This window comes from Bradyrhizobium sp. WU425 (genome assembly GCF_021052305.1).
Classification (GTDB): Bacteria; Pseudomonadota; Alphaproteobacteria; order Rhizobiales; family Xanthobacteraceae; genus Bradyrhizobium; species Bradyrhizobium canariense_D.
Window position 1 is genome coordinate 3,724,118 of record NZ_CP088089.1, and the last position, 21,276, is coordinate 3,745,393.

At 64.5% G+C, this 21,276-nt stretch carries 16 protein-coding genes, 1 tRNA gene and 1 pseudogene; 10 read left to right on the forward strand and 8 right to left on the reverse strand.

Annotated features, from left to right (window positions below; genetic code table 11):
* Positions 1-5 precede the first annotated feature (5 nt).
* Positions 6-1,205 (reverse strand): mandelate racemase/muconate lactonizing enzyme family protein, encoded by a 1,200-nt coding sequence (locus tag BcanWU425_RS18060; protein ID WP_231190827.1) that lies wholly within the window; start codon positions 1,203-1,205, stop codon positions 6-8.
* A 177-nt stretch (positions 1,206-1,382) separates the two neighbouring features.
* On the opposite strand from BcanWU425_RS18060, the gene BcanWU425_RS18065 reads away from it, so the two are divergent.
* Together BcanWU425_RS18065 and BcanWU425_RS18070 are read left to right on the forward strand one after the other, a co-directional pair.
* The gene (locus tag BcanWU425_RS18065; protein WP_018455240.1) at positions 1,383-2,147 is read left to right on the forward strand and encodes a GntR family transcriptional regulator; all 765 of its coding nucleotides are present in this window, start codon (positions 1,383-1,385) and stop codon (positions 2,145-2,147) included.
* Positions 2,148-2,172: 25 nt separating this feature from the next.
* Positions 2,173-3,537, forward strand: coding sequence for an MFS transporter (locus BcanWU425_RS18070; RefSeq protein ID WP_085351341.1), 1,365 nt, complete (start codon positions 2,173-2,175; stop codon positions 3,535-3,537).
* A 9-nt stretch (positions 3,538-3,546) separates the two neighbouring features.
* On the opposite strand, the gene BcanWU425_RS18075 is transcribed toward BcanWU425_RS18070, so the two are convergent.
* Positions 3,547-4,797, reverse strand: a complete 1,251-nt coding sequence (locus BcanWU425_RS18075; RefSeq protein WP_231190831.1) for an arsenic transporter — start codon at positions 4,795-4,797, stop codon at positions 3,547-3,549.
* A gap of 286 nt (positions 4,798-5,083) precedes the next feature.
* Positions 5,084-7,561 (reverse strand): PAS domain S-box protein, encoded by a 2,478-nt coding sequence (locus tag BcanWU425_RS18080; protein WP_018455237.1) that lies wholly within the window; start codon positions 7,559-7,561, stop codon positions 5,084-5,086.
* A gap of 215 nt (positions 7,562-7,776) precedes the next feature.
* Here BcanWU425_RS18080 and BcanWU425_RS18085 point away from each other — a divergent pair.
* The 4 genes and pseudogenes from BcanWU425_RS18085 (at position 7,777) to BcanWU425_RS18100 (ending at position 12,373) form a co-directional block, all read left to right on the forward strand.
* Positions 7,777-8,848, forward strand: a pseudogene (locus BcanWU425_RS18085) (zinc-binding metallopeptidase family protein).
* Positions 8,849-9,031: 183 nt separating this feature from the next.
* A complete protein-coding gene (locus tag BcanWU425_RS18090) occupies positions 9,032-11,047 on the forward strand; it encodes an acetyl-CoA carboxylase biotin carboxylase subunit (protein WP_018455235.1) in 2,016 nt (671 codons plus the stop codon).
* A gap of 163 nt (positions 11,048-11,210) precedes the next feature.
* Positions 11,211-12,077: an isocitrate lyase/PEP mutase family protein gene (locus tag BcanWU425_RS18095; protein ID WP_018455234.1), complete on the forward strand. Its 867-nt coding sequence runs from the start codon at positions 11,211-11,213 to the stop codon at positions 12,075-12,077.
* Positions 12,074-12,373, forward strand: coding sequence for an acylphosphatase (locus BcanWU425_RS18100; protein WP_007603158.1), 300 nt, complete (start codon positions 12,074-12,076; stop codon positions 12,371-12,373). The genes BcanWU425_RS18095 and BcanWU425_RS18100 overlap by 4 nt, the downstream gene beginning before the upstream one ends.
* Before the next feature lie 8 nt (positions 12,374-12,381).
* Here the strand turns inward: BcanWU425_RS18100 and BcanWU425_RS18105 are convergent, their stop codons facing one another.
* Positions 12,382-13,902, reverse strand: a complete 1,521-nt coding sequence (locus tag BcanWU425_RS18105) for a PAS domain-containing sensor histidine kinase (RefSeq protein WP_085351344.1) — start codon at positions 13,900-13,902, stop codon at positions 12,382-12,384.
* A 147-nt stretch (positions 13,903-14,049) separates the two neighbouring features.
* The gene (locus BcanWU425_RS18110; protein WP_204511423.1) at positions 14,050-14,904 is read right to left on the reverse strand and encodes a LysR family transcriptional regulator; all 855 of its coding nucleotides are present in this window, start codon (positions 14,902-14,904) and stop codon (positions 14,050-14,052) included.
* A 112-nt stretch (positions 14,905-15,016) separates the two neighbouring features.
* On the opposite strand from BcanWU425_RS18110, the gene BcanWU425_RS18115 reads away from it, so the two are divergent.
* A complete protein-coding gene (locus BcanWU425_RS18115; RefSeq protein WP_018455230.1) occupies positions 15,017-15,439 on the forward strand; it encodes a tautomerase family protein in 423 nt (140 codons plus the stop codon).
* Between the two features lie 56 nt (positions 15,440-15,495).
* Here BcanWU425_RS18115 and BcanWU425_RS18120 read toward each other — a convergent pair whose 3' ends face one another.
* Positions 15,496-16,209 (reverse strand): DNA helicase, encoded by a 714-nt coding sequence (locus BcanWU425_RS18120; RefSeq protein WP_018455229.1) that lies wholly within the window; start codon positions 16,207-16,209, stop codon positions 15,496-15,498.
* A gap of 184 nt (positions 16,210-16,393) precedes the next feature.
* Positions 16,394-17,131, reverse strand: a complete 738-nt coding sequence (gene lipB, locus BcanWU425_RS18125) for a lipoyl(octanoyl) transferase LipB (protein ID WP_026232907.1) — start codon at positions 17,129-17,131, stop codon at positions 16,394-16,396.
* Between the two features lie 79 nt (positions 17,132-17,210).
* On the opposite strand from lipB, the gene BcanWU425_RS18130 reads away from it, so the two are divergent.
* Together BcanWU425_RS18130 and BcanWU425_RS18135 are read left to right on the forward strand one after the other, a co-directional pair.
* Entirely contained in the window at positions 17,211-17,453 is a 243-nt protein-coding gene (locus tag BcanWU425_RS18130) for a FliM/FliN family flagellar motor switch protein (RefSeq protein WP_085351347.1), read from the forward strand.
* Positions 17,454-17,672: 219 nt separating this feature from the next.
* Positions 17,673-17,757: transfer RNA gene (locus BcanWU425_RS18135), tRNA-Leu, on the forward strand.
* A 186-nt stretch (positions 17,758-17,943) separates the two neighbouring features.
* Here the strand turns inward: BcanWU425_RS18135 and fdhD are convergent.
* Positions 17,944-18,777, reverse strand: a complete 834-nt coding sequence (gene fdhD, locus BcanWU425_RS18140) for a formate dehydrogenase accessory sulfurtransferase FdhD (protein ID WP_204511422.1) — start codon at positions 18,775-18,777, stop codon at positions 17,944-17,946.
* 156 nt (positions 18,778-18,933) lie between these two features.
* Between fdhD and BcanWU425_RS18145 the strand changes: the two genes are divergently transcribed.
* Positions 18,934-21,255 (forward strand): FdhF/YdeP family oxidoreductase, encoded by a 2,322-nt coding sequence (locus tag BcanWU425_RS18145; protein WP_204511421.1) that lies wholly within the window; start codon positions 18,934-18,936, stop codon positions 21,253-21,255.
* Positions 21,256-21,276: the final 21 nt, after the last annotated feature.

The window sequence follows — 21,276 nt, forward strand, 5'->3', positions numbered from 1 at the left end:
AATCCTCAGACGTTGGAACGGCGCACGGTCAGATCGGAGCGGTCGAAGACGGCAGGCAGAAGGTCGACGCCGAGGCCGGGGCCTTCCATTGGATAGACAAAACCATCCTTGATCGTGGGCATGGTGGTCACGAGCTCATTGTACCAGCCCTTGTAGAAGGCGCGCACCGATTCCTGGATCAGCGTATTGGGCTGGCTGAACGACATGTGGATGGCGGCGATGAAGCCGATCGGGCCGATGCAGTCGTGCGGTGCGAAGGGCCGGTGATAGGTCTCGGCCATCGCCGCGATCTTGCGGCCCTCGGTGAGGCCGCCGGTCCAGCACAGATCCGCCATCACCACATGCATAGCGTCGCGGTCGAGCATGTCCTTGTAGGGGAAGCGCGACCCCAGCGTCTCGCTGGCGCAGACCCAGACGTCGGTGCAGCGGGCATATTCGGCCAGCGCCTGCGGCGAGTTCATACGGATCGGGTCTTCGTACCAGGTCGGCTTGTAGGGCTCGAGCGCGCGCGCGATCTGTTTTGCGGTTGGCAGGTTCCACAGCGAGTGAAGCTCGACCATGATCTCCATCTTGTCGCCGACCGCCCTTCGGATCTTCTCGAACGGCTCGATCGCCTGCTTCATCTGCGCGGCGGAGATGTAGAGACCCTTGTTCCCCTGCGCCGCCGGATCGAACGGCCAGATCTTCATCGCGGAGATGCCGCTCTCCAGCAGGTTTTCGGCAAGCGCGTCGGCGCGGTGCATGAAGCCGTCGAGGTCTTCGTAGGGACTTTTGGCAGCGCCAAGATTCCAGTTCGCGACCGGGCTGATATTGGTGGAGCGGACATATTGGGTGCCGGCGCAGGTGTTGTAGATGCGCTGCTTGTCGCGGCAGAGGCCGCCGAGCATCTGGTGGACCGGCTGATTGCAGACTTTGCCGAACAGGTCCCACAGCGCAATGTCGATTGCCGAAGCCGCGCGATATTCGACGCCGGTGGACGACTGCGCCATCGGCAGGTTCAGCATGTCGCGATGGATCGCCTCGATGTGCAGCGGATTGCGGCCGAGCAGGCGGCCGGCAAAGGTGTCGTGGATCTGCGCCTCGACTGCGCCGGCGCCGTAAAAGGTTTCGCCGAGACCGATCATGCCCGTGTCGGTGTGGACGCGCACCCAGATGACGTTGGAGAATTCTTCGGTGCGCAGCGTCTCTATCGACGTGATTTTCACGGCAACTCCTCCCATCGCAGGCGCGCGCAGCGCCGTCTTGTTGTCATTGCGCACCGCAACATGGTGCGGGCAGGCGTCAAGTCTTACGCCCGCTTGTAATATATCACAACATGTTTTAGGGATATCACCAACAAGGCGCCATCCAGCAACGACGGCGCGGGCTGAGGGAGAGACGGCATGGCAACGCGCAAGCGCGCGCTCGAGGTGGTGAGGAACGACGACGGCGAGGGCAAGCCCTTCCGACGCAACCGTCTCAACTTCTTCGAGCTCGCCTACCAGAGGATCGAAGAGCTGCTCGTCCATTGCGAGCTCAAGCCGGGCCAGTTCATGACGATGCTGGAATTGCAGCACATCACCGGCTTCGGCCGTACGCCGGTTCATCACGCCGTCAATCGTCTCTCCGCCGATACGTTGATCATCATCCGACCGCGCCACGGTCTGCGCATTGCGCCGATCGATCTGGCACGCGAGCGCATGCTGCTGGCCTTGCGCCGCGACATGGAGCGCTTCGTGATCCGGCTTGCGGCCGATCGCGCCAGCCTCTCGCACCGCAATCAGGCGCTGCATATCGAGCGCCTTTTGCGCGAGCGCCGCGCCACTCTGACCCTCGACGAGTTCAACAGTATTGACCGCCGCATCGACGCGCTGGTGCTGGAGGCGGCAGGCGAGCCGTTTCTGGTGCACACGCTACGGCCGTTACACACGCTGTACCGGCGCATCGGCTACATCCACCACCGGTTCATGCCGGGACAGGCCGAACTGTCAGGCACGATCGATCGTCACCTCGCCATTCTCGCCGCGGTCGCCGGCCGCCGCGTCGAGGACGCGGTGAAGGCGAGCGATGCACTGATCGACTACATGGGCGAGATGTTCACCGGCATGGAGGTCGGGATCGACCCGCGCCTGCTCGATTGCAGCATCGAGCCGCTGCTTGGCACGTAAGAAAGTTTTGAAGAGAGGACCAAAGATGTCGACGATGGCGATGCCACAACCGACCGCGAGCGAAGCCGCGGTCCGCTACCTCATCACGAACTACAGTCCCAAGGGCAACAAGGTCGGCTGGCTGATGATGGCCTCGATCCTGGTCGAAGCCTGGGATCTCTATTCGATCGCCTTCGTGCTGATCTTCATCAAGGAGCAGTTCAATCCCGATCCGCTGATGCTGGGCCTGGCCGCGGCCGGTACGCAAGGCGGCGCCCTGATCGGTGCGCTGCTCGGCGGCTGGCTCTCCGACAAGATCGGCCGCCGCGTCATGTTCCTGGTGACGATGGTGCTGTTCATCGTGCTGGCGCTGGCGCAGGCCTTCGTGCCCAATGTGTTCTGGCTCGTCGTGATCCGCTTCTTGCTCGGCGTTCCGCTCGGTTCGGACATCTCGACCGGCTACACCTACATCATGGAATCCATGGCCAAGGGTGAGCGCGAAGTCATGGGCAACCGCTGGCAATTCATGTTCGCGGTCGGTGAGGTCCTGACGATCGGCGTCATCGTGATCTTCCTGCTGCTCGACATCAACCACGAAACGCTATGGCGGGTGACGCTCGGCCTCGGCGCGCTGCCGGCGCTGATCATCCTGATCATGCGGCACGACGTGCCGGAGACGGCGGTCTGGCTGGTGCAGAAGGGACGCTACCGCGAGGCCAAGCAGGTCGCGCGCGAGATGTTCAACGACGACCTCGCCATGCTGCCGGACCATGACGTGGAGGTGCCCAAGGTGTCCACCCGCGACTTCCTCGCCGACCTCAAGAAGGATCCGATCCGCTGGCGCGCCACGATCTACGGCTGGATCGCCTGCTTCGCGCAGGCCAGCGAGTTCTCGACCTTCGCGTTCTACCTGCCGGTGCTCTTCGTGATGGTCGGCGTGTCGAGCGTGCTCGGCATCAATCTGGTGACGATGGCGCTGTTCTCCTTCGCTGCCGTGTCGGGCTGGGTCGGTCCGCTGCTGACCCCGAAAATCGGCCACCGCGGCATCTCGATCGCGGGCTTCTCGATCGTGCTGGTCTCGCTGCTGGTCGCGGCCTTCGCGCTCTACACCGACAACAAGATCCTGCTGCCGTTCGCGGCTGCCGCGATGCTGTGGGGCCATTATTGGGATGCCTCCAACTGCATGACGATCCCGACCATGGTCGCCAAGCCGAAATATCGCGGCACCGCCAGCGGCTTCGCCTACATGTTCGTGAAGCTGCCGTCGTTCCTCGCGATCTTCCTGTTCCCGTCGTTGTTCGCGGCGATTGGGCAGGCGAATGCCACGCTGTTCGTCGCGATCTTCCCGCTGATCGGATTGCTTGCCGCAATCTTCATCCTGCCGGAAGTCTACGGCTACGAGAACGACTGATCTCGCAAGTTACCTGATCGCGGCCGCCAAGGCCGCGATCAGGGCCGGCGGCGTCACGAGCAGTCCGAGCTTGAGGAACGGCCAGGCGCCGACTTCGATCTTCTCCCGCCGCAGCGCCACCAGCCACAGGATGGTGGCGAGCGAACCGGTCACCGACAGATTGGGACCGAGATCGACGCCGATCAGGATGGCGCTCACGACCGGCGCGGGCAAGTGATCGCTGGCGGCGACCGAGCCGGCAACGAGACCGACGGGAAGATTATTGGCGATGTTGTCGGCGACCGCGGTGGCGATGCCGACGCTCCAGGCCGCCTTCGTCACGGATTGTCCGACAGCTTCATGCAGCAGCGCGCTGAGCTGCCCGATCACGCCGGTCTTGATCAGCGCTTCCACCATCACGAACAATCCGCCGACCAGCGGCAGCACGCTCCAGGAGACGCCGCGCAGCACGGGGAGCGGCGATTGCCGGTTGAGCAGCAGCACGATTGCGGCTGTCACCACGCCGCAAACGAAGGTCGGCAGGCCCAATTGCTTGTCCAACGCGGAGGCCGTGACCAGCACGACGCCGATCGCCACGATGCCGATGGCCGTCAGCTTGCCGCCGCGGCCGAGCTTGGGATGCGGCACTCTGCGCGCGATCGTCTCTTCCTTCAGGGCGCGGTGCTGGGTCAGGCGCAGCACGACATAAGTCAGCAGGATCGAGGCCGCCGAGGGCAGGGCGAACAGCCGCAGCCATTCGGTGAGCGCAGGCATGTGGGCGCCGAACACGACGAGATTGGAGGGGTTGGAGATCGGCAGCACGAAGCTCGCGGCATTGGCGATGAAGGCGCAGACGAAGAGATAAGGCAGCGGCTTGGCGCCGGCCGCACGCGTCGCGGCATAGACGGCGGGGGTCAGCACGATCGCGGTGGCGTCGTTCGAGAGCAGGACGGTGACGAGCGTGCCGACAATGTAGATCAGCAGGAACAGCCGCTGCGGCGAGCCGCCGGCATGTTCCACGGCGAGCGCTGCGAGATAGTCGAACAGGCCTTCGAGCCGCGCCAGCTCGGCGATCAGCATCATGCCGATCAGGAAAAGATAGACATCCACGCCTTTCTCGATGCCGGTGAGCGCATCCCGCCAGGGCAGCAGACCGAACAGCACGAGCGCACTGGCGCCGATGATGGCCCAGATCGCCTCCGGCAGGCGAAAGGGCCGGATGATGACGCCTGCGGTCGCGACGACGATGATGCTCCAGGCCCAGATGGCGTTAGACGGCACGTTCGATCCTTGAGATGTGTCGGTTCATTCGGCAGCGATAGCGGAAGCCGATGTCGATGTCTTCCCCCCGCGAGCGCGGACGGCTATCTGCGATTGCCGCGTCTCGGCCCGAGTTTCAGTCCACAATGTTGTTCAAAAGCCCGTTGGGTTGGAGCGGCGCGATAGCGCCGTCATTGCGAGGAGCACAGCGACGAAGCAATCCAGACTGTTTCCGCGGAAAGATTTTGGATTGTTTCGCTGCGCTCGCAACTACGGAGTTTGTGGCAGCTTCGTGCGACCATAACACTCATCGCGCCATCGACGGCTTTGCCGTGATTGCCTTGCGCAAGATGCGCGACAGGGCTTCGACCGAATACGGCTTCTGGATCAGCTCGAAACCGCGATCGGCGTTCTCGGCGAGAACGTTGCTGTAACCAGAGGTGAGCACGACGGGCAGGCCCGGATAGCGTTCGCGGATGATGCCGGCGAGCTCGACGCCGTTCATGCCGGGCATGATGACGTCGGAGAAAACGAGATCGACGGCGAACTCGTTCTCGCCGAGAATGGCGAGCGCCGCATTGGCGTTGGCGGCGCGGCGGACGACATAGCCGAGGTCTTCCAGCAGCTCGGTGGAGAACCGGCCGACCTCGTCGTCGTCTTCCACCACGAGCACGCGATAGCCGCGCCCGGTGGCCGCGGCCTCATAGGTCAGCGCCGCGGCTTCCTGATCTGTCGCGGGGCTGTGCGCCCGCGGCAGATAGATGGTGAAGGTCGCGCCTTCACCATGGGTGCTCGTCACGGCGATGTCGCCCTCGGACTGCTTTGCGAAGCCGAAGGCCTGGCTCAAGCCGAGGCCGGTGCCCTTGCCGACCTCCTTGGTGGTGAAGAACGGCTCGAAGATGGCTTCGATGTTTTCGGGCGCGATGCCGCTGCCAGTGTCGGCAACGGAGATCGCGACATAGTCGCCGCCGCGCGCCGGTTGCGTGCGGAGGTCGGGGATTCCCTGAACTTTCCGGACCGCAATGGTGAGACGGCCTTCGCCGTCCATGGCGTCGCGGGCGTTGATGGCGAGGTTGATCAGCGCGGTCTCGAATTGCGCGATATCGGCGACCGTGAAGCAGTCGCCATCGTGAACCTCCACCGCAATTTCGATGCGGCCACCGACCAGCGGCCGGACCAGCTGCGCGACCCCTTCAACCTGGCTGCCGACGTTGAAGATCTGCGGTTTCAGCGGCTGCCGGCGCGCAAACGCCAGCAGCTGGGCGGTCAGCTTGGAGGCGCGCTCGACGGTGTCCGAGATAGCATCGACATAGCGGCGACGGCGCTCCTCCGGCAGCTCGCGGCGGCGCAGGAAATCGGTGGCCGAGCGGATGATGGTGAGCAGATTGTTGAAGTCGTGCGCGACGCCGCCAGTGAGCTGGCCGATCGCCTCCATCTTCTGCGATTGCCGCAACGCTTCCTCGCCGCGGCGACGCTCGGTGATGTCCACAGCCTCAGGCACCGCGCCGGTGATGTTGCCGTGGCGGTCGAGCACCGGGCGCATGCCGAACTCGAAATCGCGCTCCCCGATGGGAAGGCGCAGGCGCATCTCCATCCGCACGGCTTCGCCCTTGAGCACGGTGTCGAAGGCCTCGCGCACTCGTGCGCCCATGCCCTCCGTCGTGCTGAACCAGGGCGTCTGCCACAACGGCTTTCCGATCACATCCGCAGGGCTCGCCTTGATGGCGTCGAGCACGGTCGTGTTGGCGTAAAGCAGCTCGCCACTGAGATTGACGAGGCCCTGATACTGGTTGCTGGTCTCCAGGATGGCGCGCAGCCGCGCCTCGTTGGATTCGAGTTCGGCGGTGCGCTGGACGATGCGTTCTTCCAGCGTCTCGTTGAGCTGCCGGAGCTCGATCTCGGCCTGTTTGGCCACCGTGATGTCATGGGCAACGCCGATGAAGCCGATATGCCTGCCGGTCGGGTCCCAGCGCGGCTGCGATTCCGAACGCAGCCAGCGCCATTCGCCGGCGGCGTTCTTGTAGCGGGCTTCCAGCACGAACGGTTTGAGTGATGCTTCGCCCTGAACGGATTGCTGTAGCACGTGGGGCAGGTCGTCCGGATGCAGCACCTTGCGCCAGTCGAAGGCAATGGCCTGGTCGTAGGGCAGGCCGACGAAATCGACATAGGCCTGGTTGGCGAAGGACCGTGTGCGGTCGAGTTTGGTGACCCAGATCGGCACCGGGGCGCTGTCGGCGATCAGCCGGAAGCGCTCTTCGCTCTCGCGCAGGGTCTCACGCACCAGCATCTGGTCGGTGACGTCGATATGGGCGCCGACGAGGCGAAGGGCGCGGCCGCCACCGTCCCGCTCGATCTTGGCGACGACGCGGATCCAGCGGGTCTCGCCGTCGCTGGGGCGGATGATGCGGTATTCTGCGGTATAGTCCTCACTGGTGCCGGACAGCGCTTCGATGAAGTGCTTCACCGTAGCGTCCCGGTCGCCGGGATGAATGCGATTGATCCAGTCCTCGTGCGACTCGTCGGCAGCTTCCGGCGGCAGGCCGTGAAGCATCAGATATTCCGGCGAACGGCGGTTCTTGAAGCCTTCGCGGAAATCGACTTCGAGACCGCCGACCTTGCCGATGCGCTGGATGCGCGCAAGTTCGGCTTCGCGCTCCTGGAGCGCGCGATAGGCGTTGTCGCGCTCGCGCGCAACATCTTCCAGGTGCTGGCGCAGCTTTTCGGCGGCGATGGTCTCGGGCAAAGGATCGTTCAAGGCGTTGGCCGTTGTGATGCGAGAGCGCACGTGGCGGACCGATATTCACACAGACGTAGCGCGATGGCCATTGCTCAGAGGGAATATGGAAAGAAAGGCGTCGCCGGATGCAGTATGGTGGGCATGAGCGAACGCCAAGTCTGGCTATTTGTTCCGAACATTGGAACGATGAGCCCGCCGCGCGCGTATCCGCGAGGCGCCACAACTGTCATTCCCAAAAGCTCCCTTTCCGAAGAGGCTAAATCTTGAAGCTTTTTGTCTGCCAGGCCTGCGGCAACGTCCTCTATTTCGAGAACCGCACCTGTGAACGCTGCGGCCATCGGGTCGCGTTCCTGCCGGAGAAGGAGACGATGTCGGCGATCGAGCCCGACGGAGAGGTCTGGGCCACGCTCGCCGACAAGGGCAGCGGACGCATGCCGTGCCGTAATGCCGAATATGATTCCTGCAACTGGCTGACGGATGCAGGTGATACCACCGGCTATTGCCGCGCCTGCCGGCATAACGGCGTCGTGCCGGATCTGTCGGATCAGGCGCAACTCGCCGGCTGGCGCGAGCTGGAGATGGCGAAGCACCGGCTGTTCTATTCCCTGATCCGCTGGAAGCTGCCGCTCCAGACCCGGCAGGACAATCCCGAACATGGCCTGATCTTCAATTTCCTCGCCGACGATCCGCAGAGCGGGCAGAAGGTCCTGACCGGCCACGACAACGGCCTGATCACGATCGCGCTGACCGAGGCCGACGACATCGAGCGCGAGCGGCGCAGGCTGGAGATGGGCGAGCCCTACCGGACGCTGCTCGGGCATTTCCGCCACGAGGTCGGGCACTATTTCTGGGACGTGCTGGTGCGCGACGGCGGCATGCTGGACGAATGCCGCGCCGTGTTCGGCGACGATTCCGCCGATTACGGTCAGGCCTTGCAGCGCCACTATGCCGAAGGCGCCCCGCCGGACTGGCAGCAGAACTACGTTTCTGCCTACGCGACCACGCATCCCTGGGAAGATTTCGCCGAGGACCTGGGCGCACTATCTTCACATCGTCGACACTCTGGAGATGGCTAGCGAGTTCGGCATGGAGGTGCGGCCCAAGGTGGACCGCGACGGGGAGTTGACGGCGCGCATCCGCTTCAACCCGTACGAAGCGAGGGACGTCGAGGCCATCGTCAACGCATGGCTGCCCTTCACCTTCGCCATGAACAGCGTCAACCGCGCCATGGGCATGCGCGATCTCTATCCGTTCATCCTCTCGCCGGTCGTTGTCGACAAGCTCGGCTTCATTCACGGCCTGGTCCGGAACGTGGGCAAGGCCGGGAAGCCGTAGGCCGTCCGGGGCCTGTCAGGCCCGTTTCGGTCTTGCTTCGGTCTTGCGCTGGTACGCCAGAGGGGCCGGATTTTGACCGTTGCCTCCAGCCTATTTTGATGTACCACGGGAGCCACACGGCCCCTCCCATAGGCTCCAACGGCCAGGGAAGGGTCCCGCCCAAGGTCGAGACTCAAGAAAAGCATGTTCAAACGCATTCTGATCGCCAATCGCGGCGAAATCGCCTGCCGGGTCATCAAGACCGCTCGCCGCATGGGAGTTCAGACGGTCGCGGTCTATTCCGAGGCCGACCGCGACGCTCTCCATGTCGAGATGGCCGACGAGGCCGTGCTGATCGGCCCGCCGGCTGCGGCCGAGAGTTATCTGGTGATCGAGAAGATCGTGGAGGCCTGCCGCAAGACCGGCGCCGAGGCCGTGCATCCCGGTTACGGCTTCCTGTCCGAGCGCGAGGCGTTTCCGCGCGCGCTGGAGGCGGCCGGCATCGTCTTCATCGGCCCCAACCCGGGCGCGATCGCGGCGATGGGCGACAAGATCGAATCCAAAAGGGCTGCCGCGAAGGCAAAAGTCTCGACCGTGCCCGGCTATCTCGGCGTCATCGAGGACGCTACGCACGCGGTCAAGATCGCTGACGAGATCGGCTATCCCGTGATGATCAAGGCCTCCGCCGGCGGCGGCGGCAAGGGCATGCGCATCGCGCATTCGACCTCCGAGGTCGCCGAAGGGTTCAACCTCGCCAAGGCGGAGGCCAAGGCCTCGTTCGGTGACGACCGGGTCTTCATCGAGAAGTTCATCGTCGATCCCCGCCATATCGAGATCCAGCTGCTCGGCGACAAGCACGGCAACGTGATCTATCTCGGCGAGCGCGAATGCTCGATCCAGCGCCGCAACCAGAAGGTCATCGAGGAAGCGCCGTCGCCGCTGCTCGACGAAGCCACCCGCCGTAAGATGGGCGAGCAGGCGGTCGCACTCGCCAAGGCGGTGAATTACGACTCCGCCGGCACCGTCGAATTCGTCGCGGGGCAGGACAAGAGCTTCTACTTCCTGGAGATGAACACGCGCCTCCAGGTCGAGCATCCTGTCACCGAGCTGGTCACCGGCGTCGACCTCGTCGAGCAGATGCTCCGCGTCGCCGCCGGCGAGAAGCTCGCCATTGCGCAGAAGGACGTCACGCTGACCGGCTGGGCAGTGGAGTCGCGCCTCTACGCGGAGGACCCGTTCCGCAACTTCCTGCCCTCGATCGGGCGCCTGGTGAAATACCGTCCGCCGGCGGAAGCGAGCCAGGACGGCATCACCGTGCGCAACGACACCGGCGTGCAGGAGGGCGGCGAGATCTCGATCCATTACGATCCGATGATCGCCAAGCTCGTCACCCACGCGCCGTCGCGCGCCGCCGCGATCGAGGCGCAGGCCACTGCGCTGGACTCGTTCTATGTGGACGGTATCCGCCACAACATCCCGTTCCTGTCGGCGCTGATGCATCATCCGCGCTGGCGCGAAGGCCGGCTCTCCACCGGCTTCATCGCCGAGGAATTCCCCAAGGGCTTTGCCGTGCGGGTGCCTGAAGGCGAGGTCGCACGGCGGCTCGCTGCGGTCGGCGCCGCCATCGATCACGTGCTCGGCGAGCGCAAGCGGCAGATCTCGGGGCAGATGGGCGGCCGCATCGTGCAGCGCGAGCGTCGCCGTGCGGTCTGGCTCGACCGCCAGGAGATCCTGCTGGAGATCGCGCGCGAGGGCGAGGCGGTCGCGGTGCGTTTCGTCAATGCTGACGGCAAGACCGGCAATGCGCATCTGTTGCAGTCGCCGTGGAAGCCGGGCGATCCTGTCTGGCAGGGCACCATCGACGGGCATGTCGTCGCGGTGCAGGTGCGCCCGATCGCGAACGGTATCCGCCTCGCGCATCAGGGCGTCGAGGTGCCGGTCTATGTCTGGACCGAAGCGGAAGCTGCCTCGGCGCGGCTGATGCCGGTGACCACGGCTGCCGACACCGGCAAGAAGCTGCTTTGTCCGATGCCCGGTCTCGTGGTCTCGATCGCGGTGACCGAAGGGCAGGAGGTCAAGGCCGGCGAGACGCTCGCGGTGGTCGAAGCCATGAAGATGCAGAACGTTCTGCGCGCCGAGCAGGACGGCACGGTGAAGAAGATCCACGCCAGCGCCGGCGCGACGCTCGCGGTGGATGCGCTGATTTTGGAGTTTGCGTAACGTCATTGCGAGGAGCCACCGGGTCCGCGCGAAGCGCGGCCCGATGACAGGCTCCGCGACGAAGCAATCCAGTCTGTCTCTGCGGATGCATTTCTGGATTGCTTCGCTTCGCTCGCAATGACGGAGTATGCTGCGGCGTCCGTGACCTAACCGAGACATCACCATGGCCTTTCGTTCCCGCCGCGAAAAACTGCGATCAATCCTGTCGGGCGGGACGTGCGTCCATCCCGGCTCGGTCTACGACGCTATCTCGATCCGCATCGCCGAGGATCTCGGTTTCCCGCTCGGCATGTTCGGCGGCTCGGTAGCTTCGCTCGCGGTGCTCGGCGACCCCGACATCACGCTGATCACGCTCACGGAACTTGCCGAGCAGATGCGGCGGATGTCGCGTGCTGCAGCGCTTCCGGTGTTGGTCGATGCCGATCACGGCTATGGCAACGCGCTCAACGTGCGTCGCACGGTGCAGGAGCTGGAAACGGCGGGCGCCGCCGGCCTCACCATCGAGGACACGCTGCTGCCGGCTGGCTTCGGCGAAGCGAAGACGCAGCTGATCTCGCTCGAGGAGGGCGTCGGCAAGATGAAGGCGGCACTCGACGGCCGCGGCGACCCCTCGCTCGTCATCATGGGCCGCACCGGTGCGGCCTCGATCACCTCGATCGAGGATGCGATCCGCCGCGCCAGAGCTTATGAGGCTACCGGCGTCGACGCGCTGTTCTTCACCGGCATCAAGTCGCGCGCCGAGCTCGAGGCCATCGTGTCTGCGACGCGCCTGCCGATCGTGCTCGGCGGCGCGCCGGAGGAGTTGAACGTGCTCGAATACCTCGCTGGCCAGCGCGTGCGCATCGCGCTTCAGGGCCACGCGCCGATCGCGGCCGCAACGCAGGCCGTCTACGAGACGCAGAAGGCGCTACGCGACGGCACTGCGCCGAAGAATCTCAAAGGTCTCCCATCGTCGGACTTGACCAGCCGCGTCACGCGGGAGGCCGACGTCAAGGCGCGGAGCGCCGATGTCCTCGGACTGAAACAATGAGCCGGGCGATCCTCCAGGTCATGATCCGCGGCCGCGTGCAGGGGGTAGGCTACCGGGCCTGGCTCGAGTATCAGGCGACGACGTGCGGTCTCGAAGGCTGGGTCCGCAACCGCCGTGACGGCAGCGTCGAAGCGCTGTTCGCGGGGCCGCCGAAGCACGTCGCGGACATGGTTGCGCTGTGCCGCCACGGCCCGCCGTCCTCGCGCGTCGACAGCGTCACCAGCGAGACGGCCGACGTCGATGAACTGAACTTGCGCCGAGCAGGCGAGGCGTTTTCGGTGTTGCCGACGGTGTAGCTAAAGAATCACCGCGGCAGCTTGGCGATCGCTTCGCTCAATTCGTGGATCTCGTAGGGCTTGCGCAGGATCGGGAAATCGCCGCGCACGCCTGCGGCGACTTCGCTGTAGCCGGTGGCGAGCAGAATCGGCAGGCCGGGGCGGATCTGGCGGAGGTGATGGGCGAGGCTGAGCCCGTCCATCTTGCCGGGCATGACGATATCCGAGAACACGAAGTCGACGCCGTTCTTCTCGATCTCGCTCAAGGCGGCTTCGGCGTCCGCGACCCGGCGCACCTGATAGCCGAGCTGCTCTAGAAGGCCGATGCTGACGGCGGCGACGTCCGGATTGTCCTCGACCAGCAGCACCGTGCCGCTGCCTTGGAACGCCGGTTCTCCCGCCGCCTCACGCGATGGCTCGTCTTCTCCGCGCGGCAGCAGGATGGTGAAGGTCGTGCCCTTGCCGAGCGCGCTCGCGACCCGGACCGTGCCGCCGGCCTGATGGGCGAAGCCGTGCACCTGGGAGAGACCGAGGCCAGTGCCTTTTCCGATCGCCTTGGTCGTGAAGAACGGCTCGAAGATCTTGTCGAGAACGTCGGAGGGAATGCCGAGGCCGGTATCGGTGACGTCGATCGCGATGAATTCGCCCACGAGGGGGTCCTCGTCGAGCACGAGATTGCGCGCTGCGATCGTCACCGTGCCTCCGTCGGGCATCGCGTCGCGGGCATTGATGACAAGGTTGAGCAGCGCGGTCTCGAGCTCGGAAACGTCGGTCCTGATCGGCCAGACGTCGTCGCTGACGTCGAAAGCCAGGCGCACGGAGCTGCCGACGCCGGCATCGAGTACCTCGCGGATCGCCGCGATGCGGTCGGCGAAGTCGATCGCCTGCGGATTGACGCTCTGCCGCCGCGCGAAGGTGAGGAGCTGGTTGGTTAGCGCGGCGCCGCGCCTGGTAGCGGTTTCGATGGCCGAGATCGCGCGCTGAAGCTTGGCTTCGTCGTCGGCCCCTCGTTTCAGCATGTGGAGGCTGCCGCTGATGATCATCAGGAGGTTGTTGAAATCGTGGGCGACCCCGCCGGTGAGCTGACCGAGCGCGTCGAATTTCTGGGATTCGGCGAGCTGCTTCTGCATCGCCTCGAGCTTGAGCTGGGTATTGCGCCGCTCGGTGATGTCGCGCGTGATCTTGGCGAAGCCGACCAGCTCGCCGGCCTCGTAGATCGGATCGATGACGACGCTGGCCCAGAAGAAGGTGCCGTCCTTGCGGACGCGCCAGCCTTCCTCCTCGTAGCGGCCCTTTTCCCGCGCGATGCCGAGCGCACGGGCGGGCTTGCCGTTGGCGCGGTCGGTCTCGGTGTAGAACCGGGAAAAGTGTTGGCCGAGGATCTCCCCGGGTGAATAGCCCTTGATGCGCTCGCCGCCAATGTTCCAGCTGGTGATTCTCCCGGTGGGATCCAGCATGTAGAGTGCGTAGTCCGCAACTCCTTCAACTAACAGGCGGAAACTGCGTTCGCTTTCGAACAAATCCCTCTGCTGACTAGACTTCTCGACCATTCCCGGACCCTGCCTCAACGGGGGCAAACGCAGTAGGTGGCGGATTGTTCCCGGAGGTTGGAACATTTTTAGGCAACATTGCGCGTCCGTATGCAGGACGCGAGCCAGCAGACGCTCGCCCGCATTCGAGCCGGAAAGCCGTGCGCGTCAGACCGCCGCCACGCTACGGAACGTCGCCGCCACCGCACGCAGCGCCGCCAGCTTTGCGGGATCGCTGACCTTCGAATGGAGCATCACCTTTGAGCTGCCGAGTTTCGGCAGCTTGTGGGCGGGGCCGACGTCGACCAGGCCTACCGGCGCGATCCGTCGCGCCAGCGGCGCGATTGCAAGTCCGGCGAGCGCGGCTGCAACCACGGCGGTGACGCCGCCGCCGACGAAGCGCTCACGCCATTTCAGGCCGGCCTTGTCGAGCGCGCGCACAGCGATGGCGCGGACGCCGCAGGCCGGGGCGAGCGTCGCGAGCGGCAAAGGCTGCCCCTTTAGCACGGTGAAGCGTCGTGACGCGAACCAGCCGAATTCGTCCTCGGCCAGCGTCTCTCCGCCGCGCCGGCTGCCTTCCTGGCGGACGATCACCGCATCCAGTCGGCCCGCATCATAGGCCTCCTGCATCTCGCGCGAGAAGCCGATGATGACGGCAAGCGTGAGGTTCGACGACATCGCATGCAGGCGTTCGAGCAGGGGTACCAGCTCCGGCCCCGCAGCATGGTCGGAGATGCCGAGCGAGAGCGACTGCGCGACCGAGGCCTCGCCCAATAGCGCGCGGTCATGCGCCGCGATCAGCGCGCGGGCGCGCTCCAGGAACGTCGCGCCGTCTGCCGTGAGCCGGACCGCGCGCGGCGAGCGCTCGACGAGACGTTTTCCCAGCAGCGTCTCCAGCCGTTGCAGCTTGAGGCTGACAGCCGCCTGGGTCGTGCCGAGCGCTTCGGCGGTCCGCGTGAAACTCTGGAGGTCGGCGACCAGCAGGAAGGCCTGGACGGTGGCGATGTCGAGCGTTGCTATCATTACGATTTCTTATCACTGGTATCAACAGAGATAAGATACCAAAATGTCGAGGGCGGGTCTAGCTTCTCACCAACGCCGCGCAACACCTGCGCGACATCCGAGGAGAACGACCATGCCGCTGATCACCGTGTCCTACACCACCCCGCGCCAGTCGCCGCCGCTGAAGGCCGACATCGCGAGCGCCGTATCCGAGCTCACCGCAAAAATCCTGCACAAGGACCCTGAGGTCACGGCCATTATCGTGAAGTCGGTGGAGGCGAGCGACTGGTTCGCTGGCGGCAAGTCGCTCGCAGAGCAAAAGCTCGCGAGCTACTGGATCGACATTCACGTCAGCGAAGGCACCAACACAAAGGACGAGAAGGCCGCCTATCTCGCCGCGATGTTCCAGCGCATGGCCGGGATCCTGGGCCCGCTGCATCACGAGACCTATCTGCATGTCGACGAGGTCAAGGGCGACGCCTATGGCTTTGGCGGCCTGACCCAGGAGCGGCGCTACATCGCCGGCAAGCTCGAGGTTTCGCCGGAGAAGGCGTGAGGAGGAGGCCGCGGGTGAATAACCGCACCCGCGGCCTGAACCGTTGCCAGGGATCGTCAGCTCGCTATGCGAAACTGAACTTCGTCCTTGTTCAGGAAACAGGTCTTGTCGAACAGCTTCAGGTCGAGCGGGTTCGGCAGCCTGACATCGTCCAGGTCAGGGCAGGGTTTGAGCGAGGAATCATAGGAACGGTCGATCTGCGAGATGAAGACGACGATCAATCCCTTGTCGTGCGCGAATGATTTCAACGCGCGCACCTGAACGGTGAGGTCGGGATTTTCCCGCCGCTGGTCCAGCAGCTGCAGATAGTCGATCACCACGACCGTGCCGCGCGGTGCTGCGGCCATCTGCTTGACGACGTAGTCGGCACTGATGGCGTCGGAGCAATCGACCTCGAAGAGTTTTTCGAACTCCGCCAGATCCACGCCGATCGCCCGAAAGCGATCCAGAACGTCTTTCTCGGTGTATTCGAGCGAGAAGAACGCGGCGCGGTGGCCCGACCGCATCGCCTCTACGGCAAGCCCGAGGCTCATCAGGGTCTTGCCCTGGCCGGGACGCGCGCCCACCAGCACCAGGTCACCCGGTTGGAATTGCGGGAAAAGCCGGTTGGCCGGCGTCGCTGTGGCCGCTTTCGCCGCGAGCAGGCTCCATGCGGAAAAGCCTTGCGTCGCAGCGACGCGGTCGAGCGCATCGTGCAGCGGGATGCCTACCTCGTGGGACAAGCGCTTCGCTTTTCGTTTCAGATGATAAATGGGTGCAGACAGTCTCATCGCAAAAACCTCCCATTGCAAGCTGAAGCGCAACCCCTCCTTATGCCTTGGCGCTCGAACAGTCGGTCCGATGATCAATTCGCCCGGCATGACATCTGCTTTCCCGGCGGAGGGGGGAGGCGTGGGCGACACCGGAATCGAGGGTAGCTGATTCCGGGTTTGCCGAGAATGAGGGAGACCGAAGTTAGGCCGCTGCTTCCGGCATCAGCGCCTGGGTCGGCCCGAACAGCTCCTCGAAGGCTTGCCGAAGCGCCACGTCGACATCGCTCATCGTCAGGAGCTGGCCGAGATCGACCAGCGAGGTGACGCCGTAGCGGGGATCGGCGACGCCGCAGGGCACGATGCCGGCGAAATGTGACAGCTCCGGCTCGACATTGATGGCAATGCCGTGAAACGAGACCCAGCGCTTCAGCCGGACGCCGATCGCGGCGATTTTGTCCTCGTGCTCGGGTCCCTTGTCGGGCCGCTTGACCCAGACGCCGACCCGGTCCTCGCGCCGCTCGCCACGGATGTTGAAGGCGGCGAGCGTCCGCAGAATCAGCTCCTCCAGGCTCGCGACATAGGCTCGGACATCCGGCCGGCGGCGCTTCAGGTCAAGCATGACATAGGCCACGCGCTGGCCGGGCCCGTGATAGGTGAGCTGGCCGCCGCGCCCGGTGGCAAAGGTCGGGAATCGGGCATCGAGCAGGTCGGTGGTCTTGCCCGAGGTGCCGGACGTGTAGAGCGGGGGGTGCTCCAGCAGCCAGACCAGCTCCGGGGCTGCACCGGCCGCGATCGCCGCGACGCGCGCCTCCATTTCGGCGACCGCCTCCGGATAGGGCACCGGCGCGTCCGAAATCCGCCATTCCACCGGCTCGCCGGTGGAAGCGGAAAACGGCGTCAAATCGAGCTCTTGGCGGGGGTGTTGGGGCGAATTAACCATTGGCTAACCATAACCGGGTGATGATCCCAGGAGCAAATACCAGTCCCTAGTCCTAGTCCCAAGTTGCGGTGGTGCTGAAGTGCCTACTCTCGACAAAGTCACCGTGGACCTCATGGTCGTCCTCGGGACGACGACCATGCCGATCCATCAGGTATTACGTCTTTCCCGCGGCGCCATCATCGAGCTGGACGCAACCGAGGCCGACGAGGTCAAGGTTCTGGCCAATAATTTGCCGGTCGCCTCCGGGGTCGTGCTGGTCGACCGCAACCGCATCGCGGTCGAGGTCAAGCAGATGCTGCCACGTGTCCCGGGCACACGGTAAAGGCGCGGGCAGGCGTCGCGGCCCGGGCACGCGTCGCGGCCTGGGCACGCAGTTGCGGCCGGGCAGGCGGAAAAGGCCGATCCCGGCGCAAGGAGCCGGAACTTTCCTGCCAAGCTTGTGGAATTCAGGGCCTTTGGAGGCTTGTACCCCTCTGACGGATTTGTTAGATCGGCGCCGTTGATCCGGTTGGCCTTCAAGCCTCAAGCCGGCATCCCCAAAGCGCTCGTGGCGGAATTGGTAGACGCGCTGCCTTGAGGTGGCAGTGAGTAAAATCGTGGGGGTTCGAGTCCCTCCGAGCGCACCAAGCAAACAGACACGCGAAAGATTGTTTCGCGATTTTCGGTGCCCGCCCTGTTCGCGCTGCGGACCCTGGAACGGGGCCTCCCCAAGTCTTCGATGTTCGATCTCGCGGCCGAGGGTTCGCTCCCTCGGCGCGATCGGGCATGAAGTTGCCTGGCGAAGTTCGCTATGCCCTCACGTCCGGGTTCCCTTAGTTTGCCTGCGGTCGAGACTCCGGCTCGATCTGCGTGGCGGCGGGCTTAAACACCCTCGCCGGATGGCTGAAGATCTCGAATTCGTCGCCCCGCGCTATGCCGACAAGCGTGATCCCGCTGGCTTCGGCCGTTCGGACTGCGAGCGCGGTCGGTGCAGACATGGCAACGACGACGCCGGCGCCGATCGCGGCGGTTTTTTGCACCATCTCGACCGAAATCCGGCTGGTGAGAATGACGGCGCCAGCGCGGCCGGATGCTCCTTCCGTCGCGAGAGCGCCGGCAAGCTTGTCGAGGGCGTTGTGGCGCCCCACGTCCTCGCGCACCGTCATGGTCTTGCCGACTGGCTCGAAAAAACCCGCGGCGTGAGCGGCGCGTGTCTTGTGGTTGAGGATCTGTGACTCGCTGAGGGTTGCGACGGCCGTGCTGATCTGCTCCGCCGTGAGGTTCGCTGGCTGCTCGACGCACTGAACGATCCGCCCGGCTTCCCGCAAGCTGTCGATGCCGCACAGGCCGCAACCCGTCGGCCCGACCAGATGTCGCCGGCGCTCCTTCAGGCGGCGCCCGGCGTTCGTTCGCAGCCATAGCCGCAGTTCGATGCCGTCGCGACCGGGAACGACCGTGAGCTCCTCGATCTCGCCGATGTCCCCGATGATCCCTTCGGTCAGGCTGAATCCCACAGCAAGATCGGTCAGATCGGCGGGAGTTGCCATCACAACGGCGACGGTCGTTCCGTCGTAGACGAGTGCCACGGGACATTCCTCCGCCAGCATCCGCTCATCCCGCGTTCCGCTCGACGTCAGCCGGGGCATTCTCACGGATGCCGTGGGCATGGATGCGCGATCGTGTGCGCCGGATCGAGAGCCGTGCATGGGTGTTCGTCCTACGTCGATTCATCGACGCACGAACCGGAGCAAGGTTCCGAACGCTTGGAACTTGCCATCCCATCTCGGGTTTTGCGTGCAGGGCTTGCGATTGAAGGAAACGCCATGCGGCAAAAGGCAAAGGTCGAGAACTATGATGCGCCGGCAGGCGGCTGGGGCTCGCTCAAAGCCGTTGCCAGTATCCTGACACAGGAAGAGGTCGCCATTCTCGGCAGCGAGATCCTGCTCAAGCAGAACAAGCCGGACGGATTCATGTGCGTGAGCTGCTCCTGGGCCAAGCCGGCCAAGCCGCGTCCGTTCGAGTTCTGCGAAAACGGCGCCAAGGCGACCGCCTGGGAGATTACGCGCAAGACCGTGACACCGGAGTTCTTTGCGCAACATACGCTGGCTGAACTACGAACCTGGTCCGATCATCAGTTGGAGGAGCAGGGGCGCCTGACGACGCCGATGCGTTACGACAGGGCAAGCGACAAATATCTGCCGGTCGACTGGGAGGAGGCCTTTGCGGCTATCGGCGCCGAGCTGAACCGGCTCGATCCCCGTTCGGTCGTGATGTACACGTCTGGACGTGCCTCGCTCGAAACCAGCTACATGTACCAATTATTCGGCCGCATGTACGGCACCAACAATTTCCCCGACAGCTCGAACATGTGCCACGAAACCACGTCGGTGGCGCTGCCGGAGGTGATCGGAGTTCCGGTCGGGACCGTTCTGCTGGAGGATTTCGAGACTACCGGTTGCATCTTCTTCTTCGGCCACAACACGACCACCAATGCGCCGCGCATGCTGCATCCGCTCCAGGAGGCGGCGCAGCGCGGCGTGCCGATCATATCTTTCAATCCGCTGCGCGAGCGCGGCCTGGAGCGTTTCGTCAATCCGCAAAATCCGGTCCAGATGATCGCCGGCGGCACGCGCATCAGCTCGCAATATTATCAGGTGCGGGTCGGCGGTGATGCTGCGGCGATCGTCGGGATTTGCAAATGGGTGATCGAGGCGGACGACCTCGCGCGCAAGAATGAAGCTGCGCGCGTGGTGGATGTCGAATTCATCCAGCAGCACACGGCCGGCTTCGAGGAGTTCGCCGCATTCTGCCGTACACAGGATTGGGACGAGATCGAACGGGCCTCGGGGCTTTCGCGCGGTGCGCTGCGCGAAGCCGCGAACACCTATATGGAAGCCAAGGCTGTGATCGCCAATTACGGCATGGGCATCACCCAGCACAAGCACGGCGTCGAGACGAACAAGATGATCGTCAACCTGCTGCTGCTTCGCGGCAATATCGGCAAGCCGGGCGCGGGCATTTTGCCGATCCGGGGCCACTCCAACGTGCAGGGCCAGCGCACCGTCGGCATCTCCGAGAAGACCAAGCTGGTGCCGCTCGACAAGCTTGCGGAGCTTTACGGTTTCGAGCCGCCGCGATGGGAGGGACTGTCCACCGTCGACGCCTGCCAGGGTATTCTGAAAGGCGACGTTCGCGGCTTCGTCGGCCTCGGCGGCAATTTCCTGCGCGCCGTTCCGGAGCGGTCCCTGATGGAGCCCGCCTGGTCCTGCCTGCGCCTGTCGGTGCAGATCGCGACCAAGCTCAACCGGACCCACCTCGTGCCGGGCGAGGTCACTTATCTGCTGCCGTGCCTCGGCCGGATCGAGATCGACCGGCAGGCCAGCGGCGCACAAGCGGTGTCGATGGAGGATTCCACCACCTGCATTCACGGATCGCGCGGCCAGCGCAAGCCGGTGGCCGACCATCTCCTGTCGGAGCCGGCGATCGTCGCCGCCCTGGCAAAGGCAACGTTGAAGCCCAACCCCAAGATCGATTGGGACGCCTGGGTCGCCGACTATTCGCGGGTTCGGGACGCCATCGAGCGCACCTATCCCGACCAGTTCAAGGACTTCAATGCGCGCATGTTCGAACCCGGCGGTTTTGCGCGGCCGCTCGCGGCGCGCGAGCGGAAGTGGAAGACCCCGAACGGCAAGGCCAACTTCACCGTTCCGAAGTCGGCCTTCGCGCCGCCGCGCGAGACCGACGGCGTCTATGAGCTGATGACACTGCGCGCGGACGGGCAGTTCAATACGACGATCTACGCCGAAGGCGATCGCTTTCGCGGCATCGAGGGCGGCCGCTACGTCGTGTTCATGAATCCCGCCGACATGGAGGGAGACGGGTTGAAAGCAGGAGATACCGTCACGCTGGTGACGGAGGCGGGCGACGGTGTCGAACGCAGCCTGAGCGAACTCCAAATCGTCCCCTATGGCATCCCGCGCAGGAGCATTGCGGCTTATTATCCGGAGTGCAACGTGCTCATTCCGCTCTGGCATTACGCGGAGGGCAGCAAGGTCCCTGCGGCAAAATCCATTCCGGTGCGTCTGTTCAAGGACATCCTTCCAGAGATCGTCGAGGCCGGAGAGGCTCCGATCTCGGCGTCGTGAACGCCGTGGATCACGCCCACA

Coding starts and splice junctions, on each gene's coding strand:
- BcanWU425_RS18145 (WP_204511421.1), top strand. CDS start 18,934: ATGCGGCAAAAGGCAAAGGTCGAGAACTATGATGCGCCGGCAGGCGGC.
- BcanWU425_RS18120 (WP_018455229.1), bottom strand. CDS start 16,209: ATGAGACTGTCTGCACCCATTTATCATCTGAAACGAAAAGCGAAGCGC.
- fdhD (WP_204511422.1), bottom strand. CDS start 18,777: ATGCCCACGGCATCCGTGAGAATGCCCCGGCTGACGTCGAGCGGAACG.
- BcanWU425_RS18100 (WP_007603158.1), top strand. CDS start 12,074: ATGAGCCGGGCGATCCTCCAGGTCATGATCCGCGGCCGCGTGCAGGGG.
- BcanWU425_RS18115 (WP_018455230.1), top strand. CDS start 15,017: ATGCCGCTGATCACCGTGTCCTACACCACCCCGCGCCAGTCGCCGCCG.
- BcanWU425_RS18090 (WP_018455235.1), top strand. CDS start 9,032: ATGTTCAAACGCATTCTGATCGCCAATCGCGGCGAAATCGCCTGCCGG.
- BcanWU425_RS18070 (WP_085351341.1), top strand. CDS start 2,173: ATGTCGACGATGGCGATGCCACAACCGACCGCGAGCGAAGCCGCGGTC.
- BcanWU425_RS18110 (WP_204511423.1), bottom strand. CDS start 14,904: ATGATAGCAACGCTCGACATCGCCACCGTCCAGGCCTTCCTGCTGGTC.
- BcanWU425_RS18105 (WP_085351344.1), bottom strand. CDS start 13,902: ATGGTCGAGAAGTCTAGTCAGCAGAGGGATTTGTTCGAAAGCGAACGC.
- BcanWU425_RS18065 (WP_018455240.1), top strand. CDS start 1,383: ATGGCAACGCGCAAGCGCGCGCTCGAGGTGGTGAGGAACGACGACGGC.
- BcanWU425_RS18095 (WP_018455234.1), top strand. CDS start 11,211: ATGGCCTTTCGTTCCCGCCGCGAAAAACTGCGATCAATCCTGTCGGGC.
- lipB (WP_026232907.1), bottom strand. CDS start 17,131: ATGGTTAATTCGCCCCAACACCCCCGCCAAGAGCTCGATTTGACGCCG.